The organism is uncultured Alloprevotella sp. (genome assembly GCF_963536905.1).
In the GTDB taxonomy this organism is placed as follows: Bacteria; Bacteroidota; Bacteroidia; order Bacteroidales; family Bacteroidaceae; genus Alloprevotella.
The window spans coordinates 1-17,056 of sequence record NZ_CAUTBW010000048.1 but is presented as its reverse complement, the minus strand read 5'-3'; the positions used below and the strand labels follow the sequence as shown (position 1 = coordinate 17,056).

At 44.4% G+C, this 17,056-nt stretch carries 13 protein-coding genes and 3 tRNA genes; 14 read left to right on the top strand and 2 right to left on the bottom strand.

The window, feature by feature from the left end; genetic code table 11:
* The first annotated feature begins 61 nt into the window (after positions 1 to 61).
* The 12 genes from ABLA33_RS08305 (at position 62) to rpoC (ending at position 12,791) form a co-directional block, all read left to right on the top strand.
* Positions 62 to 134, top strand: a tRNA-Gly gene (locus ABLA33_RS08305).
* Between the two features lie 7 nt (positions 135 to 141).
* Positions 142 to 213: transfer RNA gene (locus ABLA33_RS08300), tRNA-Thr, on the top strand.
* A gap of 61 nt (positions 214 to 274) precedes the next feature.
* On the top strand, positions 275 to 1,465 hold the full coding sequence (tuf, locus tag ABLA33_RS08295) for an elongation factor Tu (protein WP_347719942.1): 1,191 nt from the start codon (positions 275 to 277) through the stop codon (positions 1,463 to 1,465).
* Positions 1,466 to 1,521: 56 nt separating this feature from the next.
* Positions 1,522 to 1,594, top strand: a tRNA-Trp gene (locus ABLA33_RS08290).
* 16 nt (positions 1,595 to 1,610) lie between these two features.
* Complete coding sequence (gene secE, locus ABLA33_RS08285) at positions 1,611 to 1,802, top strand: preprotein translocase subunit SecE (protein WP_311490856.1); 192 nt, start codon at positions 1,611 to 1,613, stop codon at positions 1,800 to 1,802.
* 21 nt (positions 1,803 to 1,823) lie between these two features.
* Positions 1,824 to 2,378 (top strand): transcription termination/antitermination protein NusG, encoded by a 555-nt coding sequence (gene nusG / locus ABLA33_RS08280; RefSeq protein WP_009348386.1) that lies wholly within the window; start codon positions 1,824 to 1,826, stop codon positions 2,376 to 2,378.
* A gap of 48 nt (positions 2,379 to 2,426) precedes the next feature.
* Positions 2,427 to 2,870 (top strand): 50S ribosomal protein L11, encoded by a 444-nt coding sequence (rplK, locus tag ABLA33_RS08275; RefSeq protein ID WP_009348388.1) that lies wholly within the window; start codon positions 2,427 to 2,429, stop codon positions 2,868 to 2,870.
* 20 nt (positions 2,871 to 2,890) lie between these two features.
* On the top strand, positions 2,891 to 3,589 hold the full coding sequence (gene rplA, locus ABLA33_RS08270; RefSeq protein WP_311490855.1) for a 50S ribosomal protein L1: 699 nt from the start codon (positions 2,891 to 2,893) through the stop codon (positions 3,587 to 3,589).
* A gap of 14 nt (positions 3,590 to 3,603) precedes the next feature.
* Positions 3,604 to 4,125 carry a 50S ribosomal protein L10 gene (gene rplJ / locus ABLA33_RS08265; protein ID WP_347719941.1) on the top strand — a complete coding sequence of 174 codons (522 nt, stop codon included), beginning with the start codon at positions 3,604 to 3,606 and terminating at the stop codon, positions 4,123 to 4,125.
* A gap of 59 nt (positions 4,126 to 4,184) precedes the next feature.
* Entirely contained in the window at positions 4,185 to 4,562 is a 378-nt protein-coding gene (gene rplL, locus ABLA33_RS08260) for a 50S ribosomal protein L7/L12 (RefSeq protein ID WP_311490853.1), read from the top strand.
* A gap of 120 nt (positions 4,563 to 4,682) precedes the next feature.
* A complete protein-coding gene (gene rpoB / locus ABLA33_RS08255) occupies positions 4,683 to 8,492 on the top strand; it encodes a DNA-directed RNA polymerase subunit beta (RefSeq protein ID WP_347719940.1) in 3,810 nt (1,269 codons plus the stop codon).
* Between the two features lie 39 nt (positions 8,493 to 8,531).
* Positions 8,532 to 12,791, top strand: coding sequence for a DNA-directed RNA polymerase subunit beta' (gene rpoC / locus ABLA33_RS08250; protein ID WP_347719939.1), 4,260 nt, complete (start codon positions 8,532 to 8,534; stop codon positions 12,789 to 12,791).
* A gap of 372 nt (positions 12,792 to 13,163) precedes the next feature.
* On the opposite strand, the gene ABLA33_RS08245 is transcribed toward rpoC, so the two are convergent.
* Positions 13,164 to 13,493 carry a DUF3467 domain-containing protein gene (locus tag ABLA33_RS08245; RefSeq protein WP_311490845.1) on the bottom strand — a complete coding sequence of 110 codons (330 nt, stop codon included), beginning with the start codon at positions 13,491 to 13,493 and terminating at the stop codon, positions 13,164 to 13,166.
* A 278-nt stretch (positions 13,494 to 13,771) separates the two neighbouring features.
* Between ABLA33_RS08245 and ABLA33_RS08240 the strand changes: the two genes are divergently transcribed.
* Both ABLA33_RS08240 and ABLA33_RS08235 read left to right on the top strand, forming a co-directional pair.
* Positions 13,772 to 15,001 (top strand): OmpA family protein, encoded by a 1,230-nt coding sequence (locus tag ABLA33_RS08240; protein WP_311490844.1) that lies wholly within the window; start codon positions 13,772 to 13,774, stop codon positions 14,999 to 15,001.
* Positions 15,002 to 15,216: 215 nt separating this feature from the next.
* On the top strand, positions 15,217 to 16,116 hold the full coding sequence (locus ABLA33_RS08235; RefSeq protein WP_347719938.1) for a diaminopimelate dehydrogenase: 900 nt from the start codon (positions 15,217 to 15,219) through the stop codon (positions 16,114 to 16,116).
* Positions 16,117 to 16,183: 67 nt separating this feature from the next.
* Here ABLA33_RS08235 and ABLA33_RS08230 read toward each other — a convergent pair.
* Positions 16,184 to 17,056 (bottom strand): sulfatase-like hydrolase/transferase (locus ABLA33_RS08230; RefSeq protein WP_347719937.1); only part of this gene is annotated, 873 nt, incomplete at its 5' end.

Here is a 17,056-nt window from a genome sequence, read left to right as displayed (position 1 = left end):
TAGAGCACTAGCCTTCCAAGCTGGGGGTCGCGGGTTTGAGCCCCGTTTTCCGCTCATTTTTGCGGAAATAGCTCAGTTGATAGAGCACTAGCCTTCCAAGCTGGGGGTCGCGGGTTTGAGCCCCGTTTTCCGCTCGTGTTTGCTGTTATAGCTCAGTGGTAGAGCACTTCCTTGGTAAGGAAGAGGTCACGAGTTCAAGTCTCGTTAACAGCTCTATCTCCTCTGAAAAGAGGGTTCTAAATAAGATATTCATTCATATAAATTAAATAAAGCTATGGCTAAAGAAGTATTTGAGCGTACCAAGCCGCATGTTAACATCGGTACTATTGGTCACGTCGATCACGGTAAGACCACTCTGACTGCTGCTATTTCTAAGGTTCTTCATGACGAAGGTTACGGTAGTGAAGACGTTAAGTCTTTCGATCAGATTGACAACGCTCCTGAAGAGAAAGAGCGTGGTATTACTATCAATACCGCTCATATTGAGTACGAGACTGCAAAGCGTCACTATGCTCACGTTGACTGTCCGGGTCACGCCGACTATGTGAAGAACATGGTAACTGGTGCTGCTCAGATGGACGGTGCAATCATCGTAGTTGCTGCAACTGATGGTCCTATGCCTCAGACTCGTGAGCACATCCTGCTCGCTCGTCAGGTGAACGTTCCTCGTTTGGTTGTGTTCCTGAACAAGTGCGATATGGTTGAGGATGAGGAGATGCTCGAACTCGTAGAAATGGATATGCAAGAGCTTCTTCAGGAATATGGCTACGAAGAGGATACTCCTATCATTCGTGGTTCTGCCCTTGGTGCTTTGAACGGCGTTGAGAAGTGGGTAGACAGCGTTAAGAAGTTGATGGATGCAGTTGATGAATGGATTTTGGATCCTGTTCGTGATACTGATAAGCCATTCTTGATGCCTGTTGAGGACGTGTTCTCTATCACTGGTCGTGGTACTGTTGCTACTGGTCGTATTGAGACAGGTATCGTTAAGGTTGGTGACGAAGTTCAGTTGCTCGGTCTTGGCGAAGACAAGAAGTCTGTTGTAACTGGTGTTGAGATGTTCCGTAAGACTCTTCCTACAGGTGAAGCTGGTGACAACGTAGGTTTGTTGCTCCGTGGTATCGACAAGGAAGAAATCAAGCGTGGTATGGTAGTTACTCACCCGGGTGTTATCAAACCTCACAAGAAGTTCAAGGCTTCTATCTACGTTCTTACTGAGAAAGAAGGTGGTCGCCATACTTCATTCGGTAACAAGTATCGTCCTCAGTTCTATCTCCGTACCATGGACTGTACAGGTGAGATTCATCTCCCTGAAGGTATCGAGATGGTAATGCCAGGTGATAACGTAGAGATCTCTGTAGAACTTATCTACGCTGTTGCAATCAACGAAGGTCTTCGTTTCGCTATCCGTGAAGGTGGCCGTACGGTTGGTTCTGGTCAGATTACTGAAGTACTTGACGATTAATCCGATAGTATATTTTATAATTACAGGTTTTCTTCCACGGAAGGAACCTGTTTCCTACGGGAATAGCTCAGTTGGTAGAGCACTGGTCTCCAAAACCAGGTGTCGGGAGTTCGAGCCTCTCTTCCCGTGCTAATCAGAAGAACTCATGTTAAATAACATAGTTACATATTGCAAGAATTCTTACGACGAACTAGCTCATAAGACCACGTGGCCAACCCGCCAGGAATTGACGCATAGTGCAATTATTGTACTGGTTGCTTCCCTTGTACTTGCGCTCTTAGTGGCTGGCATGGATTGGGTTTTCCGTACTCTTATGGAGCTCATCTATTCTGTCTAAATTTTAATTCCTTCAAGTAAAATGGCTGAAGCATCAGTTTCAATGGCTTGGTATGTCCTTCGCGCAATCAGTGGCAAAGAGGCTAAGGTGAAAGAGTACATTGACGCCGAGATTAAAAACGGTAGTCTGAATGGAAATGTAGCCCAGGTTCTTATTCCCACTGAGAAAGTCGTACAGATGCGTGGGAATAAACGAGTTGTAAAAGAGAGAAGCTATCTTCCTGGCTATGTTTTGGTGGAAGCTAGGCTGGTAGGTGAGATTGCGCATACTTTGCGTAATACTCCAAATGTATTAGGTTTTCTTCCGGATATGAAAAATCCGGAACCTTTACGTGAGGCAGAGGTGAACCGAATCCTTGGAAAAGTTGACGAAATTGAGGACGATGTCAAAGACATGGAGATTCCTTATGTTGTCGGCGAAGTGGTAAAGGTTACGGAGGGGCCGTTTGCAGGCTTCACTGGCGCTATCGAAAAGGTAGACGAAGAGAAGAAGAAAGTGACGGTTACCGTGAAGGTTTTCGGCCGCAGTACAGGTCTCGACCTTGGTTTTATGCAAGTTGAGAAGGAATTGGGTTAATGTTACGTAATCTTCGATTCCTTATAAAATTAAATAATAAAAATAACAATGGCTAAAGAAGTTGCTGGATTAATCAAATTACAGATTAAAGGCGGCGCTGCAAATCCTGCTCCTCCCGTAGGTCCTGCTCTGGGTTCTAAGGGTATTAATATTATGGATTTCTGCAAGCAGTTCAATGCCAGAACGCAGGATAAGGCTGGAAAGGTTCTCCCTGTAGTAATCACGTATTACGCAGATAAGACTTTCTCCTTCATTATTAAGACTCCTCCTGCAGCAGTGCAATTGCTTGAAGCAGCAAAGAAGAAAAGTGGTTCTGCACAGCCCAATCGTCAAAAAGTGGGAAGCGTTACTTGGGAACAAGTGAAGGCAATCGCTGAAGACAAGATGGCAGATTTGAACTGCTTTACTATAGAGGCCGCAATGCGTTTGATCGCCGGTACGGCTCGTAGCATGGGTATCACGGTTTCAGGTGAATTCCCCGAGAATAAATAAACTTCAATTTTAAAACAAGAATGAGTAAACTGACAAAAAATCAGAAAGCCGTCGCTGGTAAAGTTGAAGCAGGGAAAGCTTACACGCTGAAAGAAGCCGCACAACTCGTTAAGGAAATTACTACAACGAAGTTTGATGCTTCATTGGATATCGACGTACGTCTTGGTGTGGATCCTCGCAAGGCAAACCAAATGGTTCGTGGCGTGGTTTCTCTTCCAAATGGTACGGGTAAGACTGTCCGCGTGCTCTGCCTCTGTACTCCTGATAAGGAGGAAGCTGCTAAGGCTGCCGGTGCTGACTATGTAGGTCTCGACGAATATATCGAGAAAATTAAAGGTGGTTGGACTGATATTGATGTTATCATCACTATGCCTGCCATCATGGGTAAGATTGGTGCGTTGGGTCGTGTGCTCGGTCCGCGTGGCTTGATGCCTAACCCTAAGAGTGGTACTGTTACCATGGACGTTGAGAAAGCTGTCCGTGAGGTAAAACAAGGTAAGATTGACTTTAAAGTTGATAAGGCAGGTATCGTACACGCCTCTATTGGTAAAGTTTCTTTCTCTCCCGAACAAATCTTCGGTAATGCAAAGGAATTCATCGATACTATTATCAAATTGAAGCCTTCTGCTGCAAAAGGTACGTATATAAAGAGTATTTATCTTTCCTCAACGATGAGTCAGGGTATTAAAGTAGATCCCAAATCTGTTGACGAAGCTTAATAGGAATAAGAATCATGAGAAAGGAAGATAAAGCTATTATCATCGAGAAGCTCGGTGAGAAACTCAAAGAATACGCTCACTTTTATCTGGTAGATGTTACAGGCTTAAATGCCGAAACTACCAGTGCATTGAGAAGAAAGTGCTTCAAGTCTGAAATTAAGATGGTTGTTGTTAAGAATAACCTTCTTCACAAAGCACTTGAACAATCTGGAACTGACTTTACTCCTCTTTATGATAGCTTGAAAGGAACAACAGCAGTGTTCTTCTGTAACACAGCAAATGTCCCTGCAAAGCTCATCAAGGAAGAAGGTAAGGCAACAGGTATTCCCGCTCTGAAGGCTGCTTACGCAGAGGAAGAAATCTACGTAGGTGCTGAAAATCTCGACGCACTCGTTGCAATCAAGAGCAAGAACGAGGTTATCGCAGAAGTTGTGGCTTTGCTGCAGTCTCCAGCGAAGAATGTTATCTCAGCTCTCCAGTCTGGTTCACAGACTATTCACGGTGTGCTTAAAACTTTGGGCGAGCGCTCCGAGTAAGCGATTGAGACCCGCTATATAACATAGATTTTAAAAACAAATAAATACATTAAAAGAAAATGGCAGATATCAAAGCTATTGCTGAAGAATTGGTAAATTTGACAGTAAAAGAAGTTAACGAGTTGGCACAGGTCCTCAAGGAAGAGTATGGCATCGAACCCGCAGCTGCAGCTGTTGCAGTTGCTGCTGGTCCCGCAGCAGGTGGTGCTGCAGCAGCAGAAGAAAAAACTGCTTTCGACGTTGTCCTGAAAGATGCAGGTGCTGCTAAACTGAAGGTTGTTAAGGCTGTTAAAGAGCAGTGTGGCCTCGGTCTGAAGGAAGCTAAAGACCTCGTAGACGGTGTTCCTAGCAAGCTGAAAGAAGGTGTTGCTAAGGAAGAAGCAGAAGCACTGAAGAAGGCACTTGAAGCTGAAGGTGCAGTTGTAGAAATCGCCTAAGTCAATTTCTCATAAACATTCGGTTAAGGATCCTCTGGTAGAGGGTTCTTAACCTTTTTGTGTCTATAAACTACTTTGACCTTTTTGTCAAGGTGAAGTCCAATCAACAAATTCAATAGAATGTCTAAAATTATTGATGGTCGCGTAAACTTCGCGTCAGTACAAAATCCGATGCCTTATCCGGATTTCCTCGACGTGCAGCTGAAATCCTATCGGGATTTCCTCCAACTCGACACTCCGGCAGAAAAGCGTAAAAACGATGGTCTGTACAAAGTTTTTGCTGAGAATTTCCCTATTGCAGATACTCGCAACAACTTTGTGCTTGAATTCCTCGACTATTATATCGATGCTCCACGTTACACGATAGAGGAATGTCTCGAAAGAGGCCTTACGTATAGTGTGCCTCTGAAGGCGAAACTTAAGTTGTACTGCACGGATCCAGATCATGAGGATTTTGATACGGTCGTTCAAGATGTTTTCTTGGGCCCCATTCCTTATATGACGGAAAATGGTACCTTTGTTATCAACGGTGCAGAGCGTGTAGTTGTTTCTCAGTTGCACCGTTCACCAGGTGTGTTCTTTGGTTCAAGTGTACACGCCAACGGAACTCAACTGTATAGTGCGCGTATCATTCCTTTCAAAGGTTCTTGGATAGAGTTTGCTACGGATATTAACAGCGTTATGTATGCTTACATCGATCGTAAGAAAAAGTTACCCGTAACGACTCTTCTCCGTGCTATCGGTTTTGAAAGTGATAAAGACATTCTTAAGATTTTCAATCTTTCTGATGAAATCAAGGTTAATAAGACCAATTTGAAGAAGGCTGTTGGTCGCAAGTTGGCTGCACGCGTTATGAAAACGTGGGTGGAGGACTTTGTTGATGAAGATACAGGTGAGGTTGTTTCTATTGATCGTAGCGAAATAATACTCGAGCGTGAAAGTATTATTGAAGCAGATGATATCGAAAAGATCATAGATTCAGGTGCTCAAACTATTGAAGTACACCACGCGGATTCTTCTTCAACGGATTACAGTATTATCTTCAACACTCTTCAGAAAGATCCCTGTAATTCAGAGTCAGAAGCTGTTACTTACATTTATCGCCAGTTGCGTAATGCAGATCCAGCAGATGATGCAAGTGCACGTGAAGTTATCAACAATCTTTTCTTTTCTGATAAGCGTTACGACCTTGGAGAGGTTGGTCGCTATCGTATGAATAAGAAACTTGGTTTGACGACCGATAATGATACTCGCGTCTTGACTCGTGAAGACATTATTGAAATTATCAAGTACCTTGTTGAGTTGATAAACTCTAAGGCTACTGTCGATGATATAGACCACTTAAGTAACCGTCGTGTCCGCACGGTTGGTGAACAGTTGGCAAATCAATTTAATATAGGTCTGGCTCGTATGAGCCGCACCATCCGCGAACGTATGAATGTTCGCGATAATGAGGTGTTTACTCCGATGGATTTGATTAACGCTAAGACGATTTCTTCCGTTATCAATTCCTTCTTCGGAACAAATGCTCTTTCTCAATTTATGGACCAAACAAATCCGCTTGCAGAGGTTACTCACAAGCGCCGTCTTTCTGCTCTTGGTCCTGGCGGTCTTTCCCGTGAGCGTGCTGGTTTCGAAGTTCGAGACGTACACTATACTCACTATGGTCGCCTTTGCCCGATTGAGTCTCCTGAAGGTCCAAACATTGGTTTGATTTCTTCTCTTTGTGTTTATGCAAAGATCGATGACCTCGGCTTTATAGAGACTCCCTATCGTCAAGTGAGAGATTCAATTGTCGATTTGAATAACGACAATGTAGTTTATCTCAGTGCAGAGGAAGAGGAAGATAAGATTATCGGTCAGGGTAATGCACCGTTGAATCCAGATGGTACTTTCATTCGCTCAAAAGTAAAGTGTCGTCAGGATGCAGATTATCCTGTTGTTCCGCCTGCACAAGTTGACTTGATGGACGTTGCACCACAGCAGATTGCCTCTATAGCAGCTTCATTGATTCCCTTCCTTGAACACGATGATGCTCACCGTGCATTGATGGGTTCAAACATGATGCGTCAGGCAGTTCCTTTGATTCATTCCGAAGCTCCTATTGTAGGTACAGGTATTGAGCGTCAAGTGTGTGTTGATTCCCGCACTATGATATCTGCAGAAGGCGATGGTGTGGTTGAGTTTGTTGATGCAACAGTTATTCGTATCAAGTACGATCGCTCAGAAGACGATGATTTTGTTAGCTTTGATTCTGCGGTGAAGGAATATCGTATTCCTAAGTTCCGTCGTACGAACCAAAACATGGTCTTTGACCTTCGCCCGACCTGCGTTGTTGGTCAGCGTGTGGCAAAAGGCGATATTCTCACAGAAGGTTATGCTACAGAAGATGGTGAGTTGGCTCTTGGCCGTAATCTCCTCGTTGCATACATGCCTTGGAAGGGGTACAACTACGAGGATGCTATTGTGCTCAATGAGCGCATGGTTCGTGAAGATATTCTTACTTCTGTTCATGTAGACGAATTCTCCCTCGAAGTTCGCGAGACGAAGCGAGGAATGGAAGAATTGACCAATGATATTCCAAATGTCAGCGAAGATGCAACGAAAGACCTTGATGAGAACGGTATCATCCGTGTCGGTGCTCGCGTTGTGCCTGGTGACATAATGATTGGTAAGATTACACCGAAGGGTGAGAGCGATCCTACGCCGGAAGAAAAATTGCTTCGTGCTATCTTTGGTGATAAAGCCGGCGATGTTAAGGACGCTTCTTTGAAAGCAAATCCTTCTTTGACAGGTGTTGTTATTGATCGCAAACTCTTTAGTAAGGCTATCAAAACGCGTGCATCTAAAGCAGCAGATAAGATTACGTTGCAGAAACTTGACGATAAGTTCCAAAAGGAAACAGAAGAGCTGAAGAATCTTATGATAACCAAGCTTCTTGCTTTGGTGGAAGACCAAAAGATTCTTGGCGTGAAGGATACAATTGGTACAGAAGTAATTGCTAAGGGGGCTAAATTGACTAAGTCTGTTTTAGAAACCCTTGACTTTACTTCACTGCAGCTTAACAACTGGACTACTGATGAGCGTATTAACAATCTTATAAGTCGTCTTGTCCTGAACTATCTCCATAAGTATAACCAGATGGATGCAGAGCTCAAACGAAAGAAGTTCTCTATCACTATAGGTGATGAACTTCCTTCAGGAATCATTCAGATGGCAAAGGTCTATATTGCTAAGAAGCGTAAGATTGGAGTGGGTGATAAGATGGCAGGTCGACACGGTAACAAGGGTATTGTTTCCAAGATTGTACGTCAGGAAGATATGCCCTTCTTGCCCGATGGCCGTCCAGTTGATATTGTCTTGAACCCGCTGGGTGTGCCTTCTCGTATGAACCTCGGACAGATTTTCGAAGCTGTGCTAGGTGCAGCAGGTTATCGCCTCGGTGTGAAGTTTGCTACGCCTATCTTTGATGGTGCACATCTCGATGACCTTTGCGAATGGACCGATAAGGCAGGCTTACCACGCTATTGTTCTATGCAGCTCTATGATGGAGCAACAGGTGAGGCCTTCGACCAGAAGGCAACTGTAGGTATGACCTATATGTTGAAACTCGGTCACATGGTTGAAGATAAGATGCACGCACGTTCTATTGGTCCGTACTCTCTCATTACTCAGCAGCCCCTTGGTGGTAAAGCACAATTTGGTGGTCAGCGTTTTGGTGAGATGGAGGTTTGGGCACTTGAGGCTTTTGGTGCTTCTCATGTGCTGCAAGAAGTGCTCACTATTAAGTCTGATGATGTAACAGGCCGTGCCAAAGCTTATGAAGCTATCGTTAAGGGCGAACAGATGCCTACTCCAGGTATCCCTGAATCTCTCAATGTCCTGCTCCACGAGCTTCGCGGTTTGGGTCTCAGCATCAAGCTCGACTAATCCCGGAAACTCTTTACACAATTATATATATAGAATATCATGGCTTTTAAAAGAGACAATAAGATAAAGAGTAACTTCACGAAGATTACCATTGGTTTGGCTTCTCCAGAAGAGATTCTTGCAAACTCATATGGTGAGGTTCTGAAGCCTGAAACCATCAACTATCGCACTTATAAACCAGAGCGAGATGGCCTCTTCTGTGAGCGCATTTTCGGTCCAACAAAGGACTATGAATGCCATTGCGGTAAGTACAAGCGTATTCGCTATAAAGGTATTGTTTGTGACCGTTGCGGTGTTGAGGTAACAGAGAAGAAGGTGCGTCGTGAGCGTGCCGGTCACATTGCACTTGTAGTGCCCGTGGCTCATATTTGGTATTTCCGTTCACTCCCCAACAAGATGGGCTACCTTCTTGGGTTGCCTACTAAGAAACTCGACTCTGTCATCTACTACGAACGCTATATCGTTATTCAGCCAGGAGTTTTGGCAGACGATGTTGAGTATATGCAGTTGCTTGAGGAAACGGAATATCTCGAACTCCTTCGCAAACTCCCGAAAGAAAATCAGTATTTGGAAGATACTGACCCCAATAAGTTTATTGCTAAGATGGGTGCAGAGGCTGTTTATGACCTCTTGAGCCGTCTTGATCTTGACCAGATGAGTTACGAACTTCGCGACCGTGCGAATAGCGACTCTTCACAGCAACGTAAAAATGAGGCCTTGAAGCGACTTCAGGTTGTTGAATCTTTCCGTGCAAGTAAAGATACGAATCGTCCCGAATGGATGATTATGAAGATTTTGCCTGTCACACCGCCTGATCTTCGCCCACTCGTGCCTCTTGATGGCGGTCGTTTTGCAACGTCTGACTTGAACGACCTCTATCGTCGTGTCTTGATTCGTAACAATCGTTTGAAGCGGCTCATCGAAATCAAAGCTCCCGAAGTAATCCTTCGTAATGAGAAGCGTATGCTGCAGGAAGCTGTTGATAGTCTTTTCGACAACTCTCGTAAGAGTAGTGCCGTTAAGAGCGATAGCAACCGTCCGTTGAAATCTCTCTCAGATGCTCTCAAAGGAAAACAAGGTCGTTTCCGTCAAAACCTTCTCGGTAAGCGTGTAGACTACTCTGCGCGTTCTGTAATCGTTGTTGGTCCTGAGTTGAAAATGGGCGAATGCGGTCTGCCAAAATTGATGGCAGCAGAACTCTATAAGCCGTTTATCATTCGTAAGCTCATCGAGCGCGGTATTGTTAAAACGGTGAAGAGCGCAAAGAAGATTGTAGACCGTCGCGATCCTGTGATTTGGGACATCCTCGAATACGTGATGAAAGGTCATCCAGTGCTCCTCAACCGTGCACCGACTCTTCACCGTCTGGGTATTCAGGCTTTCCAACCTAAACTTATCGAGGGTAAAGCTATTCAACTCCACCCGTTAGCATGTACGGCTTTTAATGCCGACTTCGACGGCGACCAGATGGCAGTTCACCTTCCCCTGAGCAACGAAGCTATTATGGAGGCAGAAGTATTGATGCTTCAGAGCCACAATATCTTGAATCCTGCCAATGGTGCTCCTATTACAGTACCTTCACAGGACATGATTCTCGGCTTGTATTATATCACAAAACTGCGTAAAGGAGCCAAGGGCGAAGGCCTTACTTTCTATGGTGCAGAAGAGGCTATCATTGCTTACAATGAAGGCAAGGTAGACGTTCACGCTCCAGTGAAGGTTATCGTTGACGATGTTGACGAGAAAGGCTTCCCTCTCCGCCACATGGTTGAAACTTCTGTAGGTCGCGTCATTGTCAACGAGATCATACCTCAAGAGGTTGGTTTCTTCAATGGTATCATTTCTAAGAAGTCTCTACGTGATATCATCGCACGCGTAATTAAGACTGTAAACATGGCTCGTGCTTGCGAATTCCTGGATGGTATCAAGAATCTGGGTTATCGTAAGTCGTACGAAGGTGGTCTTTCATTCAACCTTGATGATATCATCATTCCTGTTGAGAAGAAAGAGATTGTGCAGCGTGGTAACGACGAGATCGATCAGATTACCTCCAACTATAATATGGGTTTCATTACCGACAAGGAGCGTTACAATCAGGTAATTGATACGTGGACACACGTTAATACCGACTTGAAGAAGACATTGATGAAACAGATGACAGAAGCCGACCAAGGTTTCAATGCTGTGTTCATGATGTTGGATTCTGGTGCCCGTGGTTCTGCTGATCAGATTGCCCAGTTGGCAGGTATGCGTGGTTTGATGGCTAAGCCCCAAAAAGCTGGTGCAGAAGGAGCGCAAATTATTGAGAACCCAATTCTTTCTAACTTCAAGGAAGGTATGAGCGTGTTGGAGTACTTTATCTCTACTCACGGTGCTCGTAAGGGTTTGGCCGATACCGCTTTGAAAACTGCCGATGCTGGTTATCTGACACGCCGTTTGGTGGATGTTAGCCATGATGTGATTATCAATGAAACAGACTGTGGCACACTCCGTGGCCTCGTATGTACAGCCCTTAAAGATGGTGATGAAATTATCTCTTCTTTGGGTGAGCGTATTCTTGGACGTGTAAGTGTTCACGATATTATTCACCCAACAACAGGTAAGCTCATCGTTGCTGCAGGTGAAGAAATCACCGAAGCCATTGCAGATGAAATCGAAGCAAGTCCAATCGAGAGTGTTGAGATTCGTTCGGTTCTCACTTGTGAGAGCAAGCACGGCGTTTGTCAGAAGTGCTATGGTCGCAACTTGGCTACTCATCGCTTAGTGCAGATGGGAGAACCTGTAGGTGTCATTGCAGCACAGTCTATCGGTGAACCGGGTACACAGCTGACTCTTCGTACGTTCCACGCTGGTGGTATTGCTTCTAACGATGCTGCTAAAGCAACCATTGTTTCTAAGCAAGATTGCCGAGTAGAATTTGATGAACTTCGTACGGTAGAAATTACCAACGAAGACGGAAGTGCCGGAAAGGTTGTTGTGGGACGTTTGGCTGAAGTCCGCTTTGTGGACGAGCATACAGGTATCGTTCTTTCAGCTCAAAATGTACCTTATGGTTCTCAACTCTTTGTTAAGGATAAAGATCACGTTGAAAAGGGCACAGTGATTGCCAAGTGGGACCCCTTCAATGCTGTAATTGTAACAGAATTCTCAGGTAAGATTCGCTTCAATGATATTATTGAAGGTATAACCTATCGTGTAGAAGAAGACGACGCTACAGGTTTGCGCGAACGCATCGTGATAGAGTCCAAGGAAAAGAATAAGATTCCTACTGTTGATATTCTTAACGAGAAGGGTGAAATCCTCCATAGCTACAACTTCCCCATCAATGGTCACATTGTTGTTGAAGACGGAGAAGATCTCAAGGCCGGTGCAATTCTTGTGAAGATTCCACGTGTTGTTGGTAAGGCAGGTGATATTACCGGTGGTCTTCCTCGTGTGACAGAGCTCTTCGAAGCTCGCAATCCGAGCAACCCAGCAGTGGTTAGTGAAATTGATGGTGAGGTAACGATGGGAGCACTGAAGCGTGGTAATCGCGAAGTCATTGTAACCTCTAAGCTCGGCGAAATCAAGAAGTATCTCGTTCCTCTGTCAAAACAGATTCTGGTGCAGGAAAACGACTATGTTCGTGCAGGTGAAGCCCTCTCCGATGGTTCTATCACTCCGTCAGACATTCTCTCAATTATGGGTCCGACGGCTGTACAGGAATATATCGTGAATCAAGTACAAGACGTTTACCGTCTTCAGGGTGTGAAGATCAATGATAAGCACTTTGAAGTTATCGTTCGTCAGATGATGCGTAAGGTACAGATCAATGATCCGGGTGATACTCGTTTCCTCGAACTTCAGATGGTCGACAAGCTCGACTTTGCAGATGAGAATGATCGCATCTGGGGTAAGAAGGTTGTTGTTGATGCTGGCGACAGTGAAACAATGAAGAAGGGTATGATTGTAACAGCTCGTAAGCTCCGCGATGAGAATTCTCAGTTGAAACGCCGCGACCTCAAGCTCGTTAAGACTCGTGATGCTGTTGCAGCAACGTCCACTCAGGTGCTTCAAGGTATCACACGCGCAGCATTGCAAACTAAGAGCTTCATGTCGGCTGCCTCCTTCCAGGAAACAACCAAGGTGCTCAACGAAGCTGCCATCAGTGGTAAGACCGACCAGCTCGAAGGTATGAAAGAAAACGTTATCTGTGGTCACCTCATCCCAGCAGGTACAGGTATGCGTGAGTTCAGTCACCTCATTGTTGGCGATATGGATGATTATCGACGTATGCAAAAAGAAGAAGCCGAAGCGTAAACTCACTTCTTCGTTAAATATCTTATAAGGAGTGCCGCCCTCAAAACGAGGGTGGCACTCCTTATTTTATCGACTTTTTTTAGGCCAAATCCCTTTTCAGAGGGAGTCCCCCTAAAAATGTACCATCTCTTGCAGACAGTTCAATATCCTTATTGGGTCAGCTGATACAATAAGCGCGTCAGCTGATAGCCTTATTGTTTTCTCAAACACAATAAAGATATTCTTTGCTATGCTTATCGTTATTATCTAAGTCCTTCTGTAACGTTCTCTTTTACGCCTCAAACCTTTTGTCCATCCTGCGTAGAGTTTTCAAGTAAATAAAAAGCGGACAACCTAATTAGGTTGTCCGCTTTATTTTATGGACAGCTATTTTTAAGCGTTACCTTGGGGAACACCGAAAGGATTTGCCGTTTTGCTACCAGCCTGTGCCAACTCGGGAAGTTCTATAGGACCAAACTGAGCTTCATATTTCTGCACATTATCTTGCAAAGCTGCCAGCAAACGCTTAGCATTTTCAGGAGCCAACATTATACGAGCCACTACTGGAGCCTTAGGCATGCCAGGGAGAACACGAACAAAGTCGGCAATGAACTCTGCATGAGAGTGTGACAGAATTGCAAGGTTTGCATAGTTGCCCATTGCAACTTCTGGAGTCAGTTCAATCTGAAGCTGACCATCTTGAGGATTGTTTTGATCTTCCATTTTAGTCAAAGTGTTTATTATTAAAGATTTGTCTGTTTTTGCTACTTGTATACGACAAAAGTAGGCTATAAAACTCAAAAAGCCAAGTAAAAATACTGATTTTTGATGAAGACTCAATAAAAATATGTAGTTTTTTGTTGAAAGGTTTGCACATATCAAAAATTATATTGAATTTTGCAGCGTCTAATTAGACACTTAAAGAACTCGATAGAAATATATATAAAACTTAAGATAACTAATAAGTAGAAATACTAAATCATTAATTTTTTTATTTAACTATGCGTAAATTATTTACATTGATTGCAGCAAGTGCAATGGTACTTGGTGCAAACGCACAGGGCTACGAAGGCAACAAGTTCTTCGACAATTGGTCTTTTGGTGTAGAAGGTGGTGTTACTACTGCTACTACTGCTCTTCATCAGATGGAAGGCTCCCACAAGGCTTGGAAGCAAGGTGCATTCTTCGGTGGCATGCGTGGTATTGCAGGTGCTGAATTAACGAAGCAGATCGTTCCTGCTTTCGGTATCGCAGTTCAGGATCACGCAGCTTTCAACTGGACAGACTCTAAGACTGTTGTTGACTACAACGACTTGGTAGTTTTGGGTAAATTGAACTTCATGAACTTCTTCGGTGGTTACACGGGTACTCCGCGTACTTTCGAACTTGAAGGTGTATTCGGTGGTGGCTGGCGCTACTATTTCAATAAGAACGCTAACTACATCAACAACTCTACTGTTAATAAGTTCGTGAAAGCAGACGGAACTGGCCGTAATGACTTCATTGCAAAGGCTGGTTTGAACCTGTTGTTTAACCTCGGTGAAAGTAAGGCTTGGACTATCGCTGTTAAGCCCGCTATCGTTTGGGATCTTGACTACTTCTCTTATCGTGGTAACGATCCTTATAATGGCGCTCGCTTCAATTTGCACCACAGCAACATCGAGCTTATGGCTGGTGTTACTTACCACTTCAAGAGTTCTAACGGCGCTCACCACTTCACTGTTGTTACTCCGCGCGACCAAGCTGAAATCGATGGTCTGAACGCACGTATCAACGACCTCCGTGGTCAGCTCGCTGATAAGGATTCTCAGCTCGACGCAGCTAATCGTCAGATCGCTGACCTCCAGAACCAGCTCAACGACTGCCGCAACCAGAAGCCAGTTGTTAAGGTGAAGGAAGAAACTAACCGTCTGATGGAATCTGCTGTTACTTTCCGTCAAGGTAAGAGCGTTATCGACGCTTCTCAGATGCCTAACGTAGAGCGCGTTGCTATCTACCTCAAGAATCATTCTGCAGCTACTGCTACTATCAAGGGTTACGCTTCTCCCGAAGGTCCTCTTGATCTGAACATGCGCCTTGCAGAGGCTCGTGCTAATGCTGTTAAGACAATGCTCGTTAACAAGTATAAGATCGCTGCTAAGCGTCTGACTGCTGAAGGTCAGGGTATCGGTAAGATGTTCTCTGAACCAGAATGGAACCGCGTTGCTATCAGCACTATCGATGAGAAGTAAGAATTAGACTTACATTAGATTTTTATATGAGAGCTGGAAGATTTCTTCCAGCTCTTTTTATATTATGCATTGAAATATTTAGGGAAAAGCATTCACTGCACGGGGGCTATTTGTTTTATCTATACATTAAAGTGGTATAAATAATATTAAAAGCATTGTGGTAGATTACTGGAATAACTAATTTCGCAGATGAAATTTAATTATCGTATATAACAATGGAAAAAATTAAGGCAGCAATAGTTGGCTATGGTAATATTGGCCACTATACATTGCAGGCTCTTGAAGCTGCACCCGATTTCGAACTTGTAGGTATTGTTCGTCGTCATCCCGAAGAAAAACAACCACAAGAACTTGCCTCTTACAAGGTAGTGAAAGATATACAAGAACTCGGCCAGGTAGATGTGGCTATTCTTGCAACTCCCTCACGCAAGGTTGAAGAAACGGCTAAGCCTATTCTGGCTTTGGGAATCAATACCGTTGATAGTTTCGATATTCACACAGAAGTGTTAGCACTTCGTTCAAAACTTTCCGCTGCTGCATTGGCACATAATGCAGTAAGTATCATCTCTGCTGGTTGGGATCCAGGTACCGATTCTATTGTTCGCACAATGTTACAGGCCATTGCGCCAAAGGGTGTGACATATACAAACTTCGGTCCAGGTATGAGTATGGGGCACACAGTGGCTGTGAAAGCAATCAAAGGTGTGAAAGCAGCTCTTTCCATGACGATTCCTCTCGGTACCAGCATTCATCGCCGCATGGTTTATATCGAATTGGAAGAAGGCGCTGACTTCAAAGAAGTGGAAGCAGCTATCAAGAACGATCCTTATTTCGTACATGATGAGACTCACGTTCAGCAGGTTCCTTGCGTGGACGATGTGATTGATATGGGACATGGTGTAGATCTTACGCGAAAAGGCGTTAGCGGAACAACTCAGAATCAGCTGTTCGAATTTAAGATGCACATCAATAATCCCGCACTTACCGCTCAAATCCTTGTTTGTTCAGCTCGTGCAACAATGCGTCAGCAACCTGGCTGCTATACTATGCCTGAAGTACCAGTCATAGATCTGCTGCCTGGAGATCGTGACCAGCTCATCCCACAATTAGTTTAGTGTGTTAAATAAAAATAGAAAAATCGGGGCGAAGTGATCCACTTCGCCCCGATTTTGCATTTATTTTTTATGGTTCGTCAGGCCATGGCACTTGTTGTTTGTTTCGTTTCCACGTTGGGCGTTGTGCCTTGTAGGCGCGCAGAGAATCGGATAGTTCCTGCGCAAGTTGTTGTGTTAAATCGGGTAGGGCAGCAGAAACATCATTCCGTTCTCCAATATCTTCCTTGATATTAAACAATCGCTTTTCACGTGTTTCCCAAAAATAAACAAGATGATAGTCACCTTTCATGATAGCCGAGTAAGCTCCGTAACCCTCTTCGCGTGAGACACCCGTTGTCCAGATGTTTGGGAAATGCCAAATGAAAGTGCGTTCGCGCCGTTTGTTCGGTTGTTTTAGAAGGTCAACAAAACTAACTCCATCCACATTTTGCAATGTTCTGTAGTTTCTCACGCCGGCCATCTCCAGAAGCGAGGGAAAGAAATCTTCTATCATAACGCGGTTATCGTTAGACGTTCCAGCTTTTGTAACTTTGGGCCAATAAACAATCATTGGCTCCTTTATTCCGCCTAGATAAGCCGACCCCTTACCGGCTCGCGCGGGCCAATTCTGATCATAGTCTTCTCTCCCTTGTCTGACGGCCACACCCTGTCCACCATTGTCCGACATGAAGATAATGATGGTGTTTTGTGCGGTCTTAGGATGTTGTTCAAGAAAATCCATCAAGTCGCCCAAACTCTTATCCATTCCTTCCACCAGTGCAGCATGATTTATCTCACTTTTGTTGAGCCGCGCCTTTAACTGTTCGTCATAAACACCCTGTCCATCACGATCTTGGTAGTTGCTGGTGAATCGGATGTCAGGTTGGTAGGGTATGTGGATGGCATAGTGTGACATATAGAGAAAAAAAGGCTTCTTTTCAGCAATGGGCTTTTTGAGATG

Coding starts and splice junctions, on each gene's coding strand:
- ABLA33_RS08235 (WP_347719938.1), top strand. CDS start 15,217: ATGGAAAAAATTAAGGCAGCAATAGTTGGCTATGGTAATATTGGCCAC.
- ABLA33_RS08240 (WP_311490844.1), top strand. CDS start 13,772: ATGCGTAAATTATTTACATTGATTGCAGCAAGTGCAATGGTACTTGGT.
- rpoC (WP_347719939.1), top strand. CDS start 8,532: ATGGCTTTTAAAAGAGACAATAAGATAAAGAGTAACTTCACGAAGATT.
- rplA (WP_311490855.1), top strand. CDS start 2,891: ATGAGTAAACTGACAAAAAATCAGAAAGCCGTCGCTGGTAAAGTTGAA.
- rplL (WP_311490853.1), top strand. CDS start 4,185: ATGGCAGATATCAAAGCTATTGCTGAAGAATTGGTAAATTTGACAGTA.
- rplK (WP_009348388.1), top strand. CDS start 2,427: ATGGCTAAAGAAGTTGCTGGATTAATCAAATTACAGATTAAAGGCGGC.
- nusG (WP_009348386.1), top strand. CDS start 1,824: ATGGCTGAAGCATCAGTTTCAATGGCTTGGTATGTCCTTCGCGCAATC.
- rplJ (WP_347719941.1), top strand. CDS start 3,604: ATGAGAAAGGAAGATAAAGCTATTATCATCGAGAAGCTCGGTGAGAAA.
- tuf (WP_347719942.1), top strand. CDS start 275: ATGGCTAAAGAAGTATTTGAGCGTACCAAGCCGCATGTTAACATCGGT.
- rpoB (WP_347719940.1), top strand. CDS start 4,683: ATGTCTAAAATTATTGATGGTCGCGTAAACTTCGCGTCAGTACAAAAT.
- ABLA33_RS08245 (WP_311490845.1), bottom strand. CDS start 13,493: ATGGAAGATCAAAACAATCCTCAAGATGGTCAGCTTCAGATTGAACTG.
- secE (WP_311490856.1), top strand. CDS start 1,611: ATGTTAAATAACATAGTTACATATTGCAAGAATTCTTACGACGAACTA.